Here is a 16,975-nt window from a genome sequence, read left to right as displayed (position 1 = left end):
CAACGCCGGAATAAGTAGGTCTGATGTGATAAACCTGATAATAAGTCACCGCAAGGAGTTGAAGTTGGAGTCGTTCTTTGAGGAAAGAAAAAAAATGATGTTCCCAGAGTGAAGTGCTTCTTGGATGTCGGATCCCGGATGATTGGTTGCTGAAAAAAGCATCTGCTGCTTGCGCCAGGTGACAGGCTACATGTTTGGCGTTGCAGCAAGCTGGTGGTATGTGTATCAAGGTGCTGCAATGGTGCAGGTGTGAACTCTGTGCGTAAATAGTCTTGCCGCACATCGAAGCATGGCCATATACCAACATAGTTGGTGCTGCGATAGAGGTCGAACGAGCTGGGGGAAAACAGTAGGGGTTCGAGATGGTCAAGCACTCAAATGCAACCTAGTGGCGAAGCTACTGCCGTCATAAAGCACAAGCTTGCAGCAGGCGTGGGTATGAGTACGCGCTGGGTTGCTGTATTGGTGCAGCTTATGCTTGTGCGCTTGGGCCGCCTTCGGTCGGTAGTCGTGGTATCGGCGTGCTTTGATGTTGGGAGACTGGTCTTGACTTCGATTTGTGCAATAGCACATGGCTTCCTGCTTCGAAGACTTTGAGTACGTTCTAAAGAAAAAAGGCTGCACCTGTGAGGGTGCAGCCTTTGTTTTAAGTGGTACCTTATGTGGTACAGAAATCAAAAACTATTGTAAGTTGCTGATTTCATTATGAAGGTGGCGGAGGCTGTGAGATTCGAACTCACGGAAGGATCACTCCTTCGGCAGTTTTCAAGACTGCTGGTTTAAACCACTCACCCAAACCTCCGTATGGTGGCTATTTTACACATGGATTGGTGCCTGCCACGGTGATGTGGCGCGTCATGGTCGAGCGTCTGTCGGGGTGTTGGCAGGATGTGGATGCTCCTGATTGGAGAGCGTTGCACGCCTGTTGCTACTGGCGTTGCAGAGGTTTCATCTGCACGCCTCAATGGCTGCATGCGCCAGCAGCTACTTTAATGCGAGCGCGCATAAAAAAACGCCTTCGCAAGGAAGGCGTTGGCAGGGGGCCGGTGAGGGCTTAGTCGGCGGTCGCGCCGGAGGCCTTGACGGCGTCGCCCCACTTCTTGATGTCGGCGTCGACCAGGGCGGTGAACTCCGCGGTGCTCAGGCCATAGGCTTCGGCGCCCAGGTCGGAGATCTTCTTCTTCACGCTGTCCTGGGCCAGGATGTCACGCACATAGCCGTTCATGCGTTCGGCCAGTTCCTTGGGCAGGTTCTTGGAGCCGATCATGCCGTACCAGGGTTCCACGTCAAAGTTGGTGTAGCCCAGCTCGTGCAGGCTCTTGACGCCGGGGAACTTGGGCGAGGCGTGCTTGCTGGTGATGGCCAGGGCCTTGAGCTTGCCACCGTCGATCTGGGGCTTGAGGGGCACGGGGTTGTCGATGCCGTACTGCACTTCGTTGGCCATCAGCGCAATGATCAGCGGTGCCGAGCCCTTGTAGGGGATGTGGGGCGACTTGGCCTTGATCTGCATGTGGAACATTTCCGCGATCATGTGCTGGGGCGAGCCGGCACCGGCGGAGCCGAAGTTCAGCTTGTCCTGCTTGATCTGGGCGACCAGCTCGTCCACGCTGTTGATGCCGGAGGTGGCACCGGTGACCAGCAGGAAAGGCGCCTTGGCGATCGGGGTGATGGGCGTCAGGTCGGTGCGGGGGTTGTAGGGCACGCTCTTGTACAGCGAGGGCGAGATCACCACGGGGCTGCTGGAGCCGACCAGGAAGGTGCCGCCATCGGGCTTGGCGCGGCTGACGTAGGCCGTAGCGATGTTGCCGTTGGCACCGGGCTTGCTTTCCACGATGACGCTGGCTTGGATGCGCTTTTCCAGTTCCAGGGCCACGATGCGGGCCAGCATGTCGCTGGTGCCGCCGGGTGCGTAGGGCTGCACCAGGGTGATGGTCTTGACGGGCCATGCGTCTTTGGCGTGGGCCACGGCAGGCAGCCCTGCGACAACGGTCATTGCGGCGGTCGCAGCCAAAACGGTTCTTCTGAACATATCCACTCCTTGTAAGCCGGGCGCGTGAGGTTGGCGCCCCATCGTGATCACGGGGGTGACCCAAAACAGTGCATTTGCACGTTTGTGAATCAGATTTAACCCGTACATGCTAACCCGCAGTCTTGTAGAAGACAGGCCCGTCTTGTGGCTAATTGCAAATATCGGATGTGGATATTACGTAGAAATCCTTGGATTTTTCAGACGACGGTTTTGTGTTTTGTAATGTAAAAAATGTTGCGCTGCAGCATGATTTATAAGGATTTTTTCCACCGCGGGGATCCGGTCGCTGGGTCACGGGGCGGTATCAACCGGTGGTTCGGGCGATGAAGAACACCTTTTTCACGCGCTCGTCCACCTCCCAGTGGCCAGCAAAACCTTCGGGCAGCACGAAGCTGTCCCCGGCCGCGAAGCTGTGTGGGGTGCCGTCCGGATCGACCACGCGGCAGCTGCCTTCGACGATGTGGCAGAACTCGACGTAGCCCGCGCAATGGGAGCGGAAGGCGCCGGCCGTGGCCTCCCAGACGCCGCTGCTGAGCTGGCCGTGCTGCGCGCTGAAGCTCTCCAGCGTCAAGTAGGTGGTGTCGCCGTGGATGGGGCGGCTGGGCCGACCGGGCGTGGCCTGGCGCAGGTCGCGGGTTTCGATGCGGACAAGGGTGGCTGGGGTGGTCATGGTGGCGTGCTATTGAAAAAAGGAGCGTGTGGCGCAGGCAGTGAAAAGGTTTGGTGCGGATTCGTGCTGAAAACCCAGCGTTGGCGAGCGTGGCATGCTCTGATTTTGAAGGCATGCAAAAAGGCCTGCGTTGCCGCAGGCCCTGTCACACACGATGGCTGCCGGGCGAGCCGCTCAGCGTTTGGGCAGCACGTCCAATTCTGCCGCGCTGGGCAGGAAGCTGCCGTTCCACACGGCCTGGACGGGGATGGGGCGCTTGGTGGCGTAGGCCTTGGCGACCTGTTCGGCCATCAGCTGCAGGCGTGCGGGGTTGAGCTGGCCAAAGCCTTCCTTGCGCGCGCCTTCGCTGTCGATGGCGGTTTCGATGGTCAGCTTCAGGCGCTTGACTTCCTGGGGCACGTTGACCAGGCCGTCCTTGGCCTTCATGGAGGCGATGGCCGCCTCGGGGTGGGCGATGCCTTCCTTGGCCCCCTTGGCGAAGGCCTTGAGGAAGGCGCGCACGGCCTCGGGCTTTTCGGCAATCAGCTTGGGGCTGGCGATGATGACGTTGCCGTACAGCTGCACGCCGTGCGTGGCATAGGGCAGGACCACCACGTCCTCGCGCTTGACGCCGCGCGCCTCCAGGTTCAGCAGGCTGGTGAAGGTGTAGCCGGTCACGGCATCCAGATCACCGCGCACCAGCATGGTTTCGCGCAGCGGCGGGTCCATGGTGGTCCACTGCACCTCGCCCACGCCGTTGGCCTGCGCAAACAGGGGGAAGGTGCGGCGGCCGGCATCAAAGATGGGCGCGCCCAGCTTCTTGCCGGTCAGATCGGCGGCCTTGGTGATGCCGGATTTCTTCAGCGCCATGACCGAGGCCGGCGTGGTGTTGTAGATCACCATGATGGCCACGGGTTTGATGGGCGCGTCCGGGTTGTTGGCGTGGAATTCCATCAGCGCGGCCAGGTCGGCAAAGCCCAGGTCGTGCGTGCCCGAGGCCACGCGCTGGATGGCGCCGGCGCCGCTGGCGGCTTCCACGTTCACATCCAGGCCGACTTCCTTGAAGTAGCCCTTTTGCTCCGGGTGCACGAACAGGGCGGCCGGGCCTTCGAAACGCCAGTCGAGCTGGAACTTCAAGGGCGTGGCCTGTGCGTGGGCGCTGGTCAGGGCCGAGGTGGCCAGCAAGGCGGCGGCAGCGGTCTGCAGGAATTGGCGTTTGCGCATGGTTCAACACAATCAGAGGGTGGAAGGAGCACGGGTTGAGCAAGATCAATGCCCGGATTGCATACACAATTGGCATGCAAGTTGCGGCGATCCCGGGCACAGGTCGCCGCATGGCGACAGAAACGGAAAGCTCCATGACCGAAATCGATTTCTCCACCCTGGGTACGTACGAGCGCTACAAGCTCATGGCCAGCCTGATCGTGCCGCGCCCGATTGCCCTGGTGACCACGCTGGCCGAGGACGGCACGGTGAATGCCGCGCCGTTCAGCATGTTCAACATGGTGGGCGAGGACCCGCCGGTGGTCATGCTCAGCGTGAACAAGCTGCAGGACGGCCAGCTCAAGGACACGGCGGCGCACATTCTGCGCACCAAAGAGTTCGTGGTGCACCTGGCCGATGAACCGATTGCAGCCGCCATGCACCGCTGTGGGGATCGCCTGCCCGTGACCGAGAGCGAGCTGGCCTACACCGGCCTGCACACCACGGCGTCGCAGACCGTGCAGGTGCCGCGCATTGCCGAGGCGCCTGTGGCCTTTGAGTGCGTGCTGCACGAGTTGATGGAAACCGACAGCCGCTACGTCTTCATCGGCCGCGTGCAGTGGCTGGCGGTGCGTGACGGCCTGGTGGACACGGCGACGTGGCGCGTGAAGCTGCAGGACTACTTTCCCGTGGGCCGCTTTGGTGCCAGCTTCTACGTCACCTGCCGCGAGCGCTTTGCCATCGAGGCCCACGAAGGCAAGGCCGCGCTGCAGGGCGGCAGTGCCAGCACGGCCATCGATGAAATGTGAGCGGCGGGCGTTGGCTGTGCGGGGATTGCATGTGATTTCTATCGGAAACCATGGCCAGGCGAGCGCAAACCGCTACACATACTGAAGCGTTGATGCACAAAGCCCCGGACCGTCCGGTCCGGGGCTTTGTGCATGGGCAGGCGCTGCGGTGGAGCCGCGCCAACGACCACCGCCGGGGCCGGTACTGTGCCGGCCTGGCGTGGCGGCAGGGGGCTGGTTCCCCGCCTTGATCGCCTCAGGCCAGCCAGGGCTGCAGCCAGCCCAGGCCGTCGCGGGTGGCGTGCGGTGCCGTGCCCCGGGCGGGCTTGTATTCGCAACCGATCCAGCCGTCGTAGCCCAGCGTGTCCAGCAGCTGGAACAGGTAGGGGTAATTGAGCTCGCCCACATCGGGCTCGTGGCGCTCGGGCACGCCGGCGATCTGGAAGTGGCCGACGTTGCCGGTGGGCAGGTACTGGCGGATCTTCATGGCCAGGTCGCCTTCGACGATCTGGCAGTGGTACAGGTCCATCTGAACCTTGACGTTGGCGGCACCGATCTCGGCCACCAGCGCGTGGGCCTGGTCCTGGCGGCTGAGGAAGAAGCCTGGCATGTCGCGGCCGTTGATGGGCTCCAGCAGGATATGGATGCCATGGGCGGCGGCCTGCTCGGCGGCGTAGCGCACATTCGCCACGTAGGTGGCGCGCACGGTGGCGGGGTCGACATCCTGGGGCACCAGGCCGGCCATCACGTGGATGCGCGGGCACTGCAGGGCCTGGGCATAGGTGATGGCGCGGGCGATGCCCTCGCGGAACTCGGCCTCGCGGCCGGGCAGGCAGGCGATGCCGCGCTCGCCCGCGTCCCAGTCACCGGGCGGGGCGTTGAACAGCACCTGCTGCAGGCCGTGCTGGCGCAGCAGGGCGGCCAGTTGCTCGGGCGTGTAGGCGTAGGGGAAGAGGTATTCCACGGCCTGGAAGCCATCGCGGGCGGCGGCGGCAAAGCGGTCGAGGAAGTCCACGTCGTTGTAGAGCATGGACAGGTTGGCAGCAAAACGGGGCATGGTTGCTCTCGGGGTTCAGCCTGCGGGCACCAGGGCCTGCAGACCAGGAATGGATGGGGTCACCACGACGCGCCAAAGGTCTGGCGCAGCTCGTCGATCTGCGCCTCGCTCAGCGGGGCGAGGGGCTGGTGGCGGCACAGCTGCCAGAGCTGGGCGGTTTCTTCCAGCTCTTCCAGCGTGGCCATGGCGGCGGCCGGGCTGTCGTGCCAGACGTTGGGGCCCAGGCGTGCCAGCATCACGGCGCGGATGGGACTGCCGGCCGTGGCATAGCGCGCGATCGCCTCGACCACGGCCTGCGCCGCCTCGGGGGCCCCGGGGCGGTGGTAGGGAATGTGCGGCACGCGCCCGACCTTCATCACGAAGTAGGGGGTCAGGGCGGGCAGCAGCTCGGCCTGCGGCGTGGCCGCACCGGCCTGCAGCGAGCAGGCCACCAGGTGCGTGCTGTGCGTGTGGATCACGCAGCCGGCGGGTGCGGCCGTGGTGGCGCTGGCCTCGTAGATGCGGCGGTGCAGCACGATGGTCTTGCTGGCCCGGTCGCCGCTGAGCTGCTGGCCCTGCAGGTCCAGCTTGGCCAGGCGTTCGGGTTGCAGCGCGCCCAGGCAGGCATCGGTGGGCGTGATCAGGTAGCCATCGGCCAGGCGCACGCTGATGTTGCCGGCCGTGGCGTGCACATAGCCGCGCTCGAACAGCGAGCGCCCCACGCGGCAGATTTCCGCGCGGGCGTGGGCTTCGGTCAGAAAGTCGGTGGGCATGGGGGCTTTCGGGGTCAGGCCAGGGCCGTGAAGGCCTTGGTGAAGAAGTCCGGGGTTCCGAAGTTGCCCGACTTGAGCGTGATATGCAAGCCCTGGGGGGCGGCGGGCGAGGCCGCGTGGCACCATGGCACGCCGGGGTCGATCTGGCCGCCGATGCGCATCTGCTCGATCTCCAGCGCCTGCACGCAGGCGCCCGAGGTCTCACCGCCGGCCACGACCAGCTGGCGCACGCCCAGTTCCACCAGACCGCGGGCAATGCCGGCAATGGTCTCTTCGACCATGGCGCCGGCCTGCTCCACGCCCAGTTGTCCCTGGATGGACTTGACGGCCGCGGGCTCGGCGGTGGAGTAGATCAGCACCGGGCCGTGGGCGATCTTGTCCTGGGCCCAGGCCAGGGCTTCGGCGCGCACGTCCTGGCCGGCAGCGATGCGCAGCGGGTCGATGGCCAGGGCCGGACGGCCGGACTGGATGAAGTGCAGCACCTGCTGGTTGGTGGCCACCGAGCAGCTGCCCGAGACCACCGCCTGCAGGCCGCTGGCGGCGGGCAGGGCTGCTGCCTGGTCGGTGGGCTGCAGGCCGAAGTTGGCGGGCAGCGCAATCGCCACGCCCGAGCCGGCAGTGACCAGGGCCATGTCGGACAGGGCGGGGCCCATGCGCAGCAGGTCGGCGTTGGACACCGCATCCACGATGGCGATGCGCACGCCTTCGGCCTTCAGCGTCGCGATGCGGGCGCGGATGGCGGCTTCCCCCTGGGCGACCACGTTGTGGTCGATCAGGCCCACCTTGCGCTGGCACTGTGCCTGCAGCACGCGCACCAGGTTGGGGTCGGTCATGGGGGTCAGCGGGTGGTTCTGCATGCCGCTTTCGTTGAGCAGCACATCGCCCGCGAACAGGTAGCCCTTGAACACCGTGCGCTTGTTGTCCGGGAAGGCCGGGGTGGCGATGGTGAAGTCGCAGCCCAGGGCGCCCATCAGTGCCTCGGTCACGGGGCCGATGTTGCCGGCGGGCGTGCTGTCGAAGGTGGAGCAGTACTTGAAATAGAGCTGCTGCGCACCCTGGGCCTGCAGCCAGCGCAGGGCGTCCAGCGACTGGGCAATGGCTTCATTGGCCGGGATGGTGCGCGACTTCAGGGCCACGACCACGGCGTCGGCCTCGGTGTCCAGCGGGGCCTGGGGCACGCCGATGGTCTGCACCACGCGCATGCCGGCACGCACCAGGTTGTTGGCCAGGTCGGTGGCGCCGGTGAAATCGTCGGCAATGCAGCCGATCTTCAGGCGGGCGGGGCTGCTCATGGCTGGCCTTCGTCGTTGGCGGCCTGGGGCAGGGTGATGCCGGGGAAGATCTTGATCACGGCGCTGTCGTCTTCCTTGGCAAAGCCGGCGGTGGAGGCCTGCATGAACATCTGGTGCGCGGTGGCGGCCAGCGGCAGCGGGAATTTGGTGGCGCGGGCGGTGTCCAGCACTAGGCCCAGGTCTTTGACGAAGATGTCCACGGCCGACAACGGTGTGTAGTCGCCCGCCAGCACATGGGCCATGCGGTTCTCGAACATCCAGCTGTTGCCCGCGCTGTGGGTGATCACGTCGTAGATGGCGGCGGCGTCCACGCCTTCACGCAGGCCCAGGGCCATGGCTTCGGCGGCCGCAGCAATGTGCACGCCGGCCAGCAGCTGGTTGATGATCTTGACCTTGCTGCCCGCGCCGGCCTTGTCACCCAGGCGGTAGACCTTGCCGGCCATGGCGTCCAGCACGTCGCCGGCGGCCGCGTAGGCGGCGGGCGTGGCCGAGGTCATCATGGTCATCTGGCCCGAAGCGGCCTTGGCAGCGCCGCCGGAGATGGGGCCGTCCACGTACAGGATGCCGCTTTGGGCCAGGCGCGCTTCCAGGGCGATGGACCAGTTGGGGTCGACCGTGGAGCACATGATGAAGGTGCTGCCAGCGCGCATGGCGGCAGCGGCGCCGTGCTCGCCGAACAGCACGGATTCGGTCTGGGCGGCGTTGACCACCACGGACACCACGACATCCACCTGGGCGGCCAGATCGACCGGCGAGGCACAGGCCACGCCGCCATCCTTGGCGAAGTCATCGGCCGCGCCGGGGCGCACGTCACAGACATGCACGCTGTAGCCGTTGTTGCGCAGGGTTTTGGCAATGCCCAGGCCCATGGCGCCCAGGCCGATGACGCCGACTTTTTTCTGAGTCATTTGAGAAGTTCCAATCGAAAGAGGATGTTGCGGAAGCAAACGCAAACGCCGGGCAGGCCCGGCGTGGAAGAAGACAAGAGCTGGATCAGGACGCCAGGACCCAGATCAACCAGGTCAGCAGGAAGCCGGCCAGCCCCAGGATGGTGGTCAGCACCGTCCAGCTGCGCAGCCCGTCGGCCACGCTCAGGCCCAGGTAGCGGGTGACGATCCAGAAGCCCGAATCGTTCACGTGCGACAGGCCCAGACCGCCGAAGCCGATGGCCACCGTGAGGATGGCGACCTGCAGGGCGCTGTAGCCACCGCCGTTGATGCTTTCGGCCAGCAGGCCGCAGGTGGTCAGGATGGCCACGGTGGCCGAGCCTTGGGCGGCGCGCAGCGCCAGGGAGATCACAAAGCCCAGCAGGATCAGGGGCAGGCCGGTGCCGGCCAGCGCCTGGGACAGGGCAGTGCCGATGCCGCTGACGGTCAGCACCTTGGCAAACACGCCGCCGGCGCCGGTCACCAGGATCACGGTCGCCGCCGCAGGCAGGGCCGATTCCATCACCTCATTGGTGCGGGTGCGGGTCCAGCCCAGGGGGCGCACCAGCAGCACAAAGGCCAGGCCGATGGCGACCATCAGGGCGAACACTGGGGCGCCGGTGAACGACATCAGGTTGCGCAGGCTGTCGCCCTTGGGCAGCAGGGTGGCACCGGTGGTGCCCAGCATGATCAGCGCCAGGGGAGCGAGGATCAGCGTCATCACGGCGGCCACGCTGGGCAGCTTGCTGGAGGTGGTGGTGGTCGAGGCGTCGGTGCCGAACTGGCGGAACTGGGCTTCGGCATCGGGCTGCATCGCGTAGTCGCGGCGGTTGAGCTTGCCGCCCACGTACTGGGCCAGGAAGGCCAGGGGAATGCAGGTGGCCAGGCCGATCAGCGTGATCCAGCCCACATCGGCCGACAGCACGGCCGCGCCACCGACGATGCCAGGGTGCGGAGGCACCACCACGTGGGTGGCCAGCATGATGCCGGCCACGGGCAGGCCGTACTTGACGGGGTTGACGCCCGCGGCCTTGCAGAAGCCGTAAATGATGGGGATCAGGATGATGAAGCCCACGTCGAAGAACACGGGGATGGACAGCACCAGGGCTGCGGCCGTCAGGGCGGCCGGCACGCGGCGCGGGCCCAGGATCTGGGTGAAGCGCTGTGCCAGGGTGTTGGCGCCGCCAGACACCTCGATCATGCGGCCCAGCATGGCGCCCAGCGCCACCAGGATGGCCACTGAGCCCAGGGTGCCGCCCATGCCGGCGATCAGGGTGGGAATGATTTCGGCCACGGGGATGTTGGTGGCCAGGGCCACCAGCAGGCTGACCAGCATCAGCGCTACGAAGGCGTGGACTTGCAGGCGGATGATCAGGACGAGCAGCAGCGCGATGCTGCCCCCGGCAATGCTCAGGAGGGCAAGGGTGGACATGGAAATGTGTCTCGAAGTTTGTAATCAGGGAGGCGCGCAGCACCGCTGCTTTGCCTGCTTATATTGTCATCATACAAATTTTTTGCGCCAAGGACCCCCGGGAAACTGCGTATGCCTGACGACCGCGTGTGGGGTGTTGCGCCGGCGCGCCGTTTTACCGCGCGTCCGGCAGCAGCACCTGGGCCAGGCGGCGGCCATCCTGCGCCCAGAAGGCGGGATCGGCCTGGCGGATGCGGGAAATGGCGTTGTTCATGTGCGCGGTGGCGGCGGCGCGGGCCGCGGCGGGGTCGCCGGCCTCGATGGCTTGCACGATGCCAGCATGCTCCTGCGTCACGGCGGTGGAGAAATCGGTGCGCCGCGCTTCATTGGCCCGGGTCACGCGCGTGGCGCCAGCCAGGATCTGGGACAGGTAGTCCAGGGTGTTGAGCAGAAAGGGGTTGCGCGCCGCCTGGGCGATGGCGCGGTGGAAGGCTACGTCCTCGCTGACCCCGTCGCGGCCCTGCTGCACCGCATCGGCCAGGGCCTGCACGGCCGCGTGGATGCGGCGGAGGTCCTCGGGGTTGCGGCGCGCTGCGGCCAGTTCGGCCACCTCGGCCTCCAGGGCCCGGCGCACCTCGACGATCTGGATCACTGCCTCCTGCGAGGCGGCCTGGGTCTTGTCCAGGTCCAGGGGCTCGATGCGGGCCGCCTGCACGTAGACGCCGCTGCCTTGCTTGGATTCCACCAGGCCGCTGGATTTCAGGCGCGAGATCGCCTCGCGCACCACGGTGCGGCTGACGCCAAACTGCGCGACCATGGCCACTTCGGTGGGCAGGCGGTCGCCCGGGCGCAGCTGGCCCTGCCGAATGCTGGATTCGAGGGATTGGGCCACTTGATCGGCAAGCGACGTACCGGCCTTGACGGGCTCAAAGGACACTGACATGCGGTGGGGTGTGTATCAGGGCGGTCAGGGCCGCCTGCGGGCAGAAGTTGCAGTTACTGTACCCCAAGGGGCACGTGCTTTATCAGGGTGGCGGGGATGGCACAGTGGCGCACTTCGGTTCAGCGCGGGCGGGCCGCATGGGGCGGAGCGAATGGATTGTGCTTCAATAAAAAGAGCATTTTGCGCTCATTGGAAAAGGATTTTGCAATGATTAAGCAATCAATCAATTGCAGCACAAGCGCAAGCTGCTTTCAAAAGTGAAGCAGCCATGAAAAAAGCCCTTGGCCACAGGGCCAAGGGCTGGTGCCGGGAGCGGGGCGATCAGGCCTTGCGGGCAATCGCCTGGGCGGCGGCCAGGGCGGTCATGTTGACCACGCGGCGCACGGTGGACGAAGGCGTCAGCACGTGGGCTGAGGCGGCAGCGCCCATCAGCACGGGGCCGATGGTGGTGCCGTGGCCGGAGGTGGTCTTGAGCACGTTGAACAGGATGTTCGCGGCGTCCAGGTTGGGGCAGATCAGCACATTGGCTTCACCGGACAGGCTGCTGTCCAGCAGCGTGCGCTCGCGCACCTTGGCGTCCAGCGCGGCGTCGCCGTGCATTTCACCGTCGCATTCGATGCCGGGGTTGGCGGCGGCAAACAGGTTGCGCGCCGCGCGCATCTTCAGCGCCGACTTGCGGCTGGAGGAGCCGTAGTTGGAGTGCGACAGGAAGGCCACCTTGGGAGGAATGCCAAAGCGGGCCACTTCGTCGGCCGCCATCTTGGCGATCTGGGCCAGCTCTTCGGCCGTGGGGTCTTCGTTGATGTAGGTGTCCGCGATGAACAGGGTGCGGTCTTCCAGCATCACGGCGTTCACGGTGGCCAGGCGGTCGGCGCCGGCCTTGTGGCCCAGCACGGTCTCGATGTGGTCCAGGTGGCGGTCGAAACGGCCGACCAGGCCCGACAGCATGGCGTCGGCATCGCCCAGCTTGACCATCAGCGCGGCGATCAGGGTGTTGGAGCGACGCACGGCCGACTTGGCGGTCTCGGGCGTCACGCCGTCACGGCCCATCAGCTGGTGGTAGGCCTCCCAGTACTGGCGGAAGCGGGGATCGTCCTCAGGGTTGCAGATTTCCACGTCCACACCGGGCTGCAGGCGCAGACCGGCCTTGGCAATGCGCGCCTCGATCACGGCGGGGCGGCCGATCAGGATGGGCTTGGCCAGGCCTTCTTCCACGGCCACTTGCACGGCGCGCAGCACGCGCTCGTCTTCACCTTCGGCATAGGCCACGCGCTGCAGCTTGGCCTTGGCGGCGGCAAACACGGGGCGCATGAACATGCTGGTCTGGTAGACGAAGCGGGTCAGGCTTTCGCGGTAGGCGGCAATGTCCTCGATGGGGCGGGTGGCCACGCCGGATTCGGCGGCGGCCTGGGCCACGGCGGGGGCAATGCGCAGGATCAGGCGCGTGTCGAAGGGCGTGGGGATCAGGTAGTCGGGGCCGAACTTCAGCTCCTTGCCCTGGTAGGCGGCGGCCACTTCGTCGCTCACGTCCTGCTTGGCCAGGGCGGCGATTTCGCGCACGCAGGCCAGCTTCATGCTTTCCGTGATCTTGGTGGCGCCGCAGTCCAGCGCGCCACGGAAGATGTAGGGGAAGCACAGCACGTTGTTCACCTGGTTCGGATAGTCCGAACGGCCGGTGGCGATGATGCAGTCGGGGCGCACCGCCTTGGCCAGCTCGGGGCGGATTTCCGGCTCAGGGTTGGCCAGTGCCAGGATGATGGGCTTGTCGGCCATGGTCTTGACCATCTCGGCGGTCAGCACGCCAGGGGCCGAGCAGCCCAGGAACACGTCGGCACCGTTGACCGCATCGGCCAGGGTGCGGGCGTCGGTCTTCTGGGCGTACTGGGCCTTGGAGGCGTCCAGGCCACCGGGGCGGCCTTCGTAGATCACGCCCTTGGAGTCGCACATGAAGACGTTCTCGCGCTTCACGCCCAGGCCCACCATCACGTTCACGCAGGCAATCGCCGCGGCGCCGGCGCCGGAGACGGCGACCTTGACCTGGTCGATCTGCTTGTTCACCAGTTCCAGGCCGTTGAGCAGCGCGGCGCTGGAGATGATGGCGGTGCCGTGCTGGTCGTCATGGAACACGGGAATGTTCATGCGCTTGGAGAGCTCCTGCTCGATGTAGAAGCACTCGGGCGCCTTGATGTCTTCGAGGTTGATGCCGCCCAGCGTGGGTTCCAGCGAGGCAATGATCTCGATCAGCTTGTCGGGATCGCGTTCGGCCAGTTCGATGTCGAACACATCCACACCGGCGAACTTCTTGAACAGGCAGCCTTTGCCTTCCATCACGGGCTTGCCAGCCAGGGGGCCGATGTCGCCCAGGCCCAGCACGGCCGTGCCGTTGGTGATCACGCCGACCAGGTTGCCGCGGGCGGTGTAGTCAAAAGCCTTGGAGGGATCGGCCTGGATGTCCAGGCAGGGGTAGGCCACGCCGGGCGAGTAGGCCAGCGACAGGTCGCGCTGGTTGGACAGTGGCTTGGTGGGGGTCACCGAAATCTTGCCCTTGTTGGGGCTTGCGTGGTACTCACGCGCAGCATCGCGCAGGGCTTGTTCAGCGGTGGACAGGGTTTGCGTCATACAAAAATATCTCGTGAATCTGGCAGATCAAGCCTGAGGGCTTGCTGACCTAGAGCTTACCCTAGGTCGGGTCTTTCCAATAGATGAACGGTTTGTGCGCTGCAATAAGCGTAGCTCAAGGCGCAAACCCCCTGCGGCGTGGGCAGGGGGCGTCGTGGGGCCCGGGGATGTCCGGGCTACGGGCGAAGGCAGACTGGGTCAGTGCGCGTCGGCCTGGCGTGCGGCATTGATAACAGCTTGGGTATCGCCACGCGCTCCGTTGAAAAACACATTCAGGAGCACGGCGGCGATCGAGGCCAGAAGGATACCGGATTCGATCAGTGGGTGGATGGCATGGGGCATCCACTGGCGGAAATTGGGCGCCACCAGCGGAATCATGCCGACGCCGATCGAGACCGCCACGATCATGGCGTTGTTGCGGTTGCGGATGAAGTCCACCGTCGACAGGATGCGGATGCCGGTGGCGGCGACCATGCCAAACATCACCAAGCCGGCACCGCCCAGCACCACGGTGGGCAGGGACTCGATCAGCATGGCCATCTTGGGCAGCAGGCCCAGCAGGATCAGGATGGCCCCGCCTGCCACGCAGACCCAGCGGCTCTTGACCCCGGTGACCGCGACCAGGCCCACGTTCTGCGAGAAGCTGGTGTAGGGGAAGGTGTTGAAGATGCCGCCGATCAGCGTGCCCAGGCCGTCCGTGCGCAGGCCGCGCGTCAGCTCATCCTGGTTGATGGGCTTGCCGGTCATGTCGGACAGGGCCAGGAACATGCCGGTGGACTCGATCATCACCACCACCATCACCAGGGTCATGGTCAGGATCAGCACCGGATCGAACACCGGGGCAGCGATCTCGAAGGGTAGCACCAGGTTGAACCACTGGGCATTCGCCACCTTGTGGAAGTCCATCAGACCCATGGCGGCGGTGATCACGCCACCCACCACAATCCCCAGCAGCACCGAGATGTTGGCCAGAAAGCCTTTGCCGAAGCGGGCCACAAACAGGATGGTCAGCAGCACGACGGCCGAGATCCCGACCCCGGTCAGGTCGGCGTACTTGGGGTTGGGGATGGTGGGCACCACGGCAAAGCCCTTGGGCACCGGCGGCAGCGAGGTGCCTGGTGCGCCAGCCATGGCCTGGGCCTCGGTCAGCCATTTCAGGTGTTCGGGGTTGGGCACGGACGGGGCGGTGGGCCCCACGGGGTTGCCGAAGATCCAGTTGATGCCCACGCGCATCAGGCTGATGCCGATCACGGTGATGATGGTGCCGGTGACCACGGGCGGAAAGAAACGCAGCAGGCGGCTGACCACCGGTGCGATCAGGATGGAGACCACGCCGGCGCCGATCACCGAGCCGAAGATCAGGCCGGCCCCGGCATGGCCACCGGTGCTCTGCGCCATGGACACCATGGGGCCGACGGCGGCAAAGGTCACGCCCATCATCACCGGCAGCTTGATGCCGAACCACTGCGTGCAGCCCATGGCCTGGATCAGCGTCACCAGGCCGCAGACGAAGAGGTCGGCCGAGATCAGCATGGCCACCTGTTCGGGTGGCAGGTTCAGCGCCCGGCCGACGATGAGCGGCACGGCGACTGCGCCGGCGTACATCACCAGCACATGCTGCAGGCCCAGCGCCGTCACACGGCCTAGAGGGAGCTTTTCATCGACAGGATGCACAGTGGTCTGCATGGGGTCTTCCTTGGAGTCCTTGTAGGGTGGTGTGGTTGTGCTGCATGGCTTGCATGCAGTCATCCATACAAAAAGTGTATACAAAACAGGATGGATTAGGACCTCTAGAAATCCCGGGTGGAGGCCTGATTTCCTAGGGGTTTGCCCCTTGCTGGTGCATGCCCGTGCGCCGTGTCCGGTTTGTGTTTTGAAACACAAAAGGGCTTTTCGACATGTGAAAGCGGGCATGCCCCATGCTGGGGCTCTTCCCTGGAAACAAGCAAGATGCGCGCCCGCTGGGCACAGGCATGAAAAAGCCCGGTCGCAACCGGGCTGGAGGGGCGGGGCGTGGAGCGCCGGGGGTCAGGCCAGCAGGTCGACCAGGCTGCGTGCCACCACCTTGGTGGCGCGGCGCAGGTCTTCCAGCTCCAGGCGTTCGTCGGCCCGCTTGGCGTGGCTTTCCAGCACGCTGCGGGGGCCGGCGCCATAGATCACGCCGGGGATGCCGCGCTCCACGTACAGGCGCACGTCGGTGTACAGCGGCGTGCCCACGGCGGGCGGCTTGGTGCCGAACACGGCTTCGCCGTGGGTCTGGATGGCCTCCACCAAGGGCTGGTTGCCCGCCAGCGGGGTCATGGCGTTGGCCAGCAGCAGGCGCTTGATGTCCGCACGCACGGCGTCCTCACCGGTGTAGCCCCGCTGGGTGTTGAAGTCGGCGGTGGCGCGGGCGATCACTGCGCGGATGCTGGCTTCCACCTCGGCCGGGTGCTCCTCGGGGATCATGCGGCGGTCCAGCTTGAGCACCACCTTGCCGGGGATCACATTGGTGTTGGTGCCGCCTTCGATGCGGCCGATGTTCAGGTAGGGGTGCTTGATGCCGGGGACCTGTGAAGTCACCTGCTGGTAGCGGGTGTTCTCGGCATACAGCGCGTTCATGATGGCCACGGCGCCCTGCAGCGCGTCCACCCCCGTGTGGGGCACGGCGGCGTGGGCCATCTTGCCGTGCACGGTCACTTCCATCTGCAGGCAGCCGTTGTGCGCGGTCACCACTTCGTAGCTGAAACCCGCGGCCACCATCAGATCGGGCCGGGTCAGGCCTTGCTCCAGCAGCCAGCCGGGGCCAAGCAGGCCGCCAAACTCCTCGTCGTAGGTGAAGTGCAGCTCCACCGCGCCCCGGGCGGGCTTGGCCACGGCCTCCAGCGCACGCACGGCGAAGGTGAAGGTGGAGAAATCGCTCTTGCTCACCGCCGTGGCACGGCCATACATCTTGCCGTCTTCGATCTGGGCGCCATACGGGTCCTTGGTCCAGCCTTCACCGGGGGGCACCACGTCGCCGTGGGCGTTCAGGGCAATCGTCTTGCCGCCCGCACCATAGGGGCGGCGCACGATCAGGTTGGTGATGGACTCCATGCCGTAGTCCTTGACGGCCTGTGCCGGCACCACGTGCTTTTCGGCCTCAAAGCCGAAGGCCTGGATCAGGTCGGCCGTGCGTTCGGCATGCGGGGCATTGTTGCCGGGCGGCGTGTCCGTGGGCACCTGCACCAGGGATTGCAGGAACTGCACCTGCTCGTCAAAGTGCTGGTCGATCCAGGCGTCCAGTGCGGCGTACGTGGCTTGGCGGTCTTGCTTCATGGGGTGTCT

The 16,975-nt window shown here is 65.4% G+C and carries 13 protein-coding genes and 1 tRNA gene; 1 reads left to right on the top strand and 13 read right to left on the bottom strand.

Annotated elements, in window-relative coordinates; genetic code table 11:
• Positions 1-712: 712 nt before the first annotated feature.
• The 4 genes from CA2_RS06625 to CA2_RS06610 form a co-directional block, all read right to left on the bottom strand.
• Positions 713-802 (bottom strand) — tRNA-Ser (locus CA2_RS06625).
• 252 nt (positions 803-1,054) lie between these two features.
• On the bottom strand, positions 1,055-1,993 hold the full coding sequence (locus tag CA2_RS06620; protein ID WP_225890558.1) for a Bug family tripartite tricarboxylate transporter substrate binding protein: 939 nt from the start codon (positions 1,991-1,993) through the stop codon (positions 1,055-1,057).
• 340 nt (positions 1,994-2,333) lie between these two features.
• Positions 2,334-2,699 carry a cupin domain-containing protein gene (locus CA2_RS06615; protein ID WP_042414171.1) on the bottom strand — a complete coding sequence of 122 codons (366 nt, stop codon included), beginning with the start codon at positions 2,697-2,699 and terminating at the stop codon, positions 2,334-2,336.
• 174 nt (positions 2,700-2,873) lie between these two features.
• Positions 2,874-3,902 (bottom strand): ABC transporter substrate-binding protein, encoded by a 1,029-nt coding sequence (locus CA2_RS06610; protein WP_042414168.1) that lies wholly within the window; start codon positions 3,900-3,902, stop codon positions 2,874-2,876.
• A 134-nt stretch (positions 3,903-4,036) separates the two neighbouring features.
• On the opposite strand from CA2_RS06610, the gene CA2_RS06605 reads away from it, so the two are divergent.
• A complete protein-coding gene (locus tag CA2_RS06605; RefSeq protein WP_042414165.1) occupies positions 4,037-4,690 on the top strand; it encodes a flavin reductase family protein in 654 nt (217 codons plus the stop codon).
• A 235-nt stretch (positions 4,691-4,925) separates the two neighbouring features.
• Here CA2_RS06605 and otnI read toward each other — a convergent pair whose 3' ends face one another.
• The 9 genes from otnI to CA2_RS06560 all read right to left on the bottom strand — a co-directional run bounded on the left by otnI (position 4,926) and on the right by CA2_RS06560 (position 16,966).
• Positions 4,926-5,726, bottom strand: coding sequence for a 2-oxo-tetronate isomerase (gene otnI / locus CA2_RS06600; protein ID WP_042414162.1), 801 nt, complete (start codon positions 5,724-5,726; stop codon positions 4,926-4,928).
• 59 nt (positions 5,727-5,785) lie between these two features.
• Positions 5,786-6,463 (bottom strand): class II aldolase/adducin family protein, encoded by a 678-nt coding sequence (locus CA2_RS06595; protein WP_042414228.1) that lies wholly within the window; start codon positions 6,461-6,463, stop codon positions 5,786-5,788.
• A gap of 29 nt (positions 6,464-6,492) precedes the next feature.
• Positions 6,493-7,770, bottom strand: coding sequence for a 3-oxo-tetronate kinase (gene otnK, locus CA2_RS06590; RefSeq protein ID WP_042414159.1), 1,278 nt, complete (start codon positions 7,768-7,770; stop codon positions 6,493-6,495).
• On the bottom strand, positions 7,767-8,678 hold the full coding sequence (gene ltnD / locus CA2_RS06585) for an L-threonate dehydrogenase (protein ID WP_042414155.1): 912 nt from the start codon (positions 8,676-8,678) through the stop codon (positions 7,767-7,769). Before ltnD ends, otnK begins: the two co-directional genes overlap by 4 nt.
• A gap of 85 nt (positions 8,679-8,763) precedes the next feature.
• Positions 8,764-10,128, bottom strand: a complete 1,365-nt coding sequence (locus CA2_RS06580; RefSeq protein ID WP_042414151.1) for a GntP family transporter — start codon at positions 10,126-10,128, stop codon at positions 8,764-8,766.
• A 154-nt stretch (positions 10,129-10,282) separates the two neighbouring features.
• A complete protein-coding gene (locus tag CA2_RS06575; RefSeq protein WP_042414148.1) occupies positions 10,283-11,050 on the bottom strand; it encodes a FadR/GntR family transcriptional regulator in 768 nt (255 codons plus the stop codon).
• 321 nt (positions 11,051-11,371) lie between these two features.
• Positions 11,372-13,669 carry an NADP-dependent malic enzyme gene (locus CA2_RS06570; protein WP_042414145.1) on the bottom strand — a complete coding sequence of 766 codons (2,298 nt, stop codon included), beginning with the start codon at positions 13,667-13,669 and terminating at the stop codon, positions 11,372-11,374.
• 198 nt (positions 13,670-13,867) lie between these two features.
• On the bottom strand, positions 13,868-15,355 hold the full coding sequence (locus CA2_RS06565; protein WP_042414226.1) for a nucleobase:cation symporter-2 family protein: 1,488 nt from the start codon (positions 15,353-15,355) through the stop codon (positions 13,868-13,870).
• Positions 15,356-15,697: 342 nt separating this feature from the next.
• Positions 15,698-16,966 carry a M20 family metallopeptidase gene (locus tag CA2_RS06560; protein WP_042414142.1) on the bottom strand — a complete coding sequence of 423 codons (1,269 nt, stop codon included), beginning with the start codon at positions 16,964-16,966 and terminating at the stop codon, positions 15,698-15,700.
• Positions 16,967-16,975 lie beyond the last annotated feature (9 nt).

This window comes from Comamonas aquatica NBRC 14918, from assembly GCF_000739875.1.
Lineage (GTDB): Bacteria > Pseudomonadota > Gammaproteobacteria > Burkholderiales > Burkholderiaceae_C > Comamonas > Comamonas aquatica.
Note: the sequence above shows the minus strand (reverse complement) of the source record. Positions and strands in the feature narration are given on the sequence as shown.

What these genes read in the sequence shown, in the direction of transcription:
- CA2_RS06620 (WP_225890558.1), bottom strand. Translation starts at nt 1,993, where the DNA reads ATGACCGTTGTCGCAGGGCTGCCTGCCGTGGCCCACGCCAAAGACGCA.
- CA2_RS06615 (WP_042414171.1), bottom strand. Translation starts at nt 2,699, where the DNA reads ATGACCACCCCAGCCACCCTTGTCCGCATCGAAACCCGCGACCTGCGC.
- CA2_RS06610 (WP_042414168.1), bottom strand. Translation starts at nt 3,902, where the DNA reads ATGCGCAAACGCCAATTCCTGCAGACCGCTGCCGCCGCCTTGCTGGCC.
- CA2_RS06605 (WP_042414165.1), top strand. Translation starts at nt 4,037, where the DNA reads ATGACCGAAATCGATTTCTCCACCCTGGGTACGTACGAGCGCTACAAG.
- otnI (WP_042414162.1), bottom strand. Translation starts at nt 5,726, where the DNA reads ATGCCCCGTTTTGCTGCCAACCTGTCCATGCTCTACAACGACGTGGAC.
- otnK (WP_042414159.1), bottom strand. Translation starts at nt 7,770, where the DNA reads ATGAGCAGCCCCGCCCGCCTGAAGATCGGCTGCATTGCCGACGATTTC.
- ltnD (WP_042414155.1), bottom strand. Translation starts at nt 8,678, where the DNA reads ATGACTCAGAAAAAAGTCGGCGTCATCGGCCTGGGCGCCATGGGCCTG.
- CA2_RS06580 (WP_042414151.1), bottom strand. Translation starts at nt 10,128, where the DNA reads ATGTCCACCCTTGCCCTCCTGAGCATTGCCGGGGGCAGCATCGCGCTG.
- CA2_RS06575 (WP_042414148.1), bottom strand. Translation starts at nt 11,050, where the DNA reads ATGTCAGTGTCCTTTGAGCCCGTCAAGGCCGGTACGTCGCTTGCCGAT.
- CA2_RS06570 (WP_042414145.1), bottom strand. Translation starts at nt 13,669, where the DNA reads ATGACGCAAACCCTGTCCACCGCTGAACAAGCCCTGCGCGATGCTGCG.
- CA2_RS06565 (WP_042414226.1), bottom strand. Translation starts at nt 15,355, where the DNA reads ATGCAGACCACTGTGCATCCTGTCGATGAAAAGCTCCCTCTAGGCCGT.
- CA2_RS06560 (WP_042414142.1), bottom strand. Translation starts at nt 16,966, where the DNA reads ATGAAGCAAGACCGCCAAGCCACGTACGCCGCACTGGACGCCTGGATC.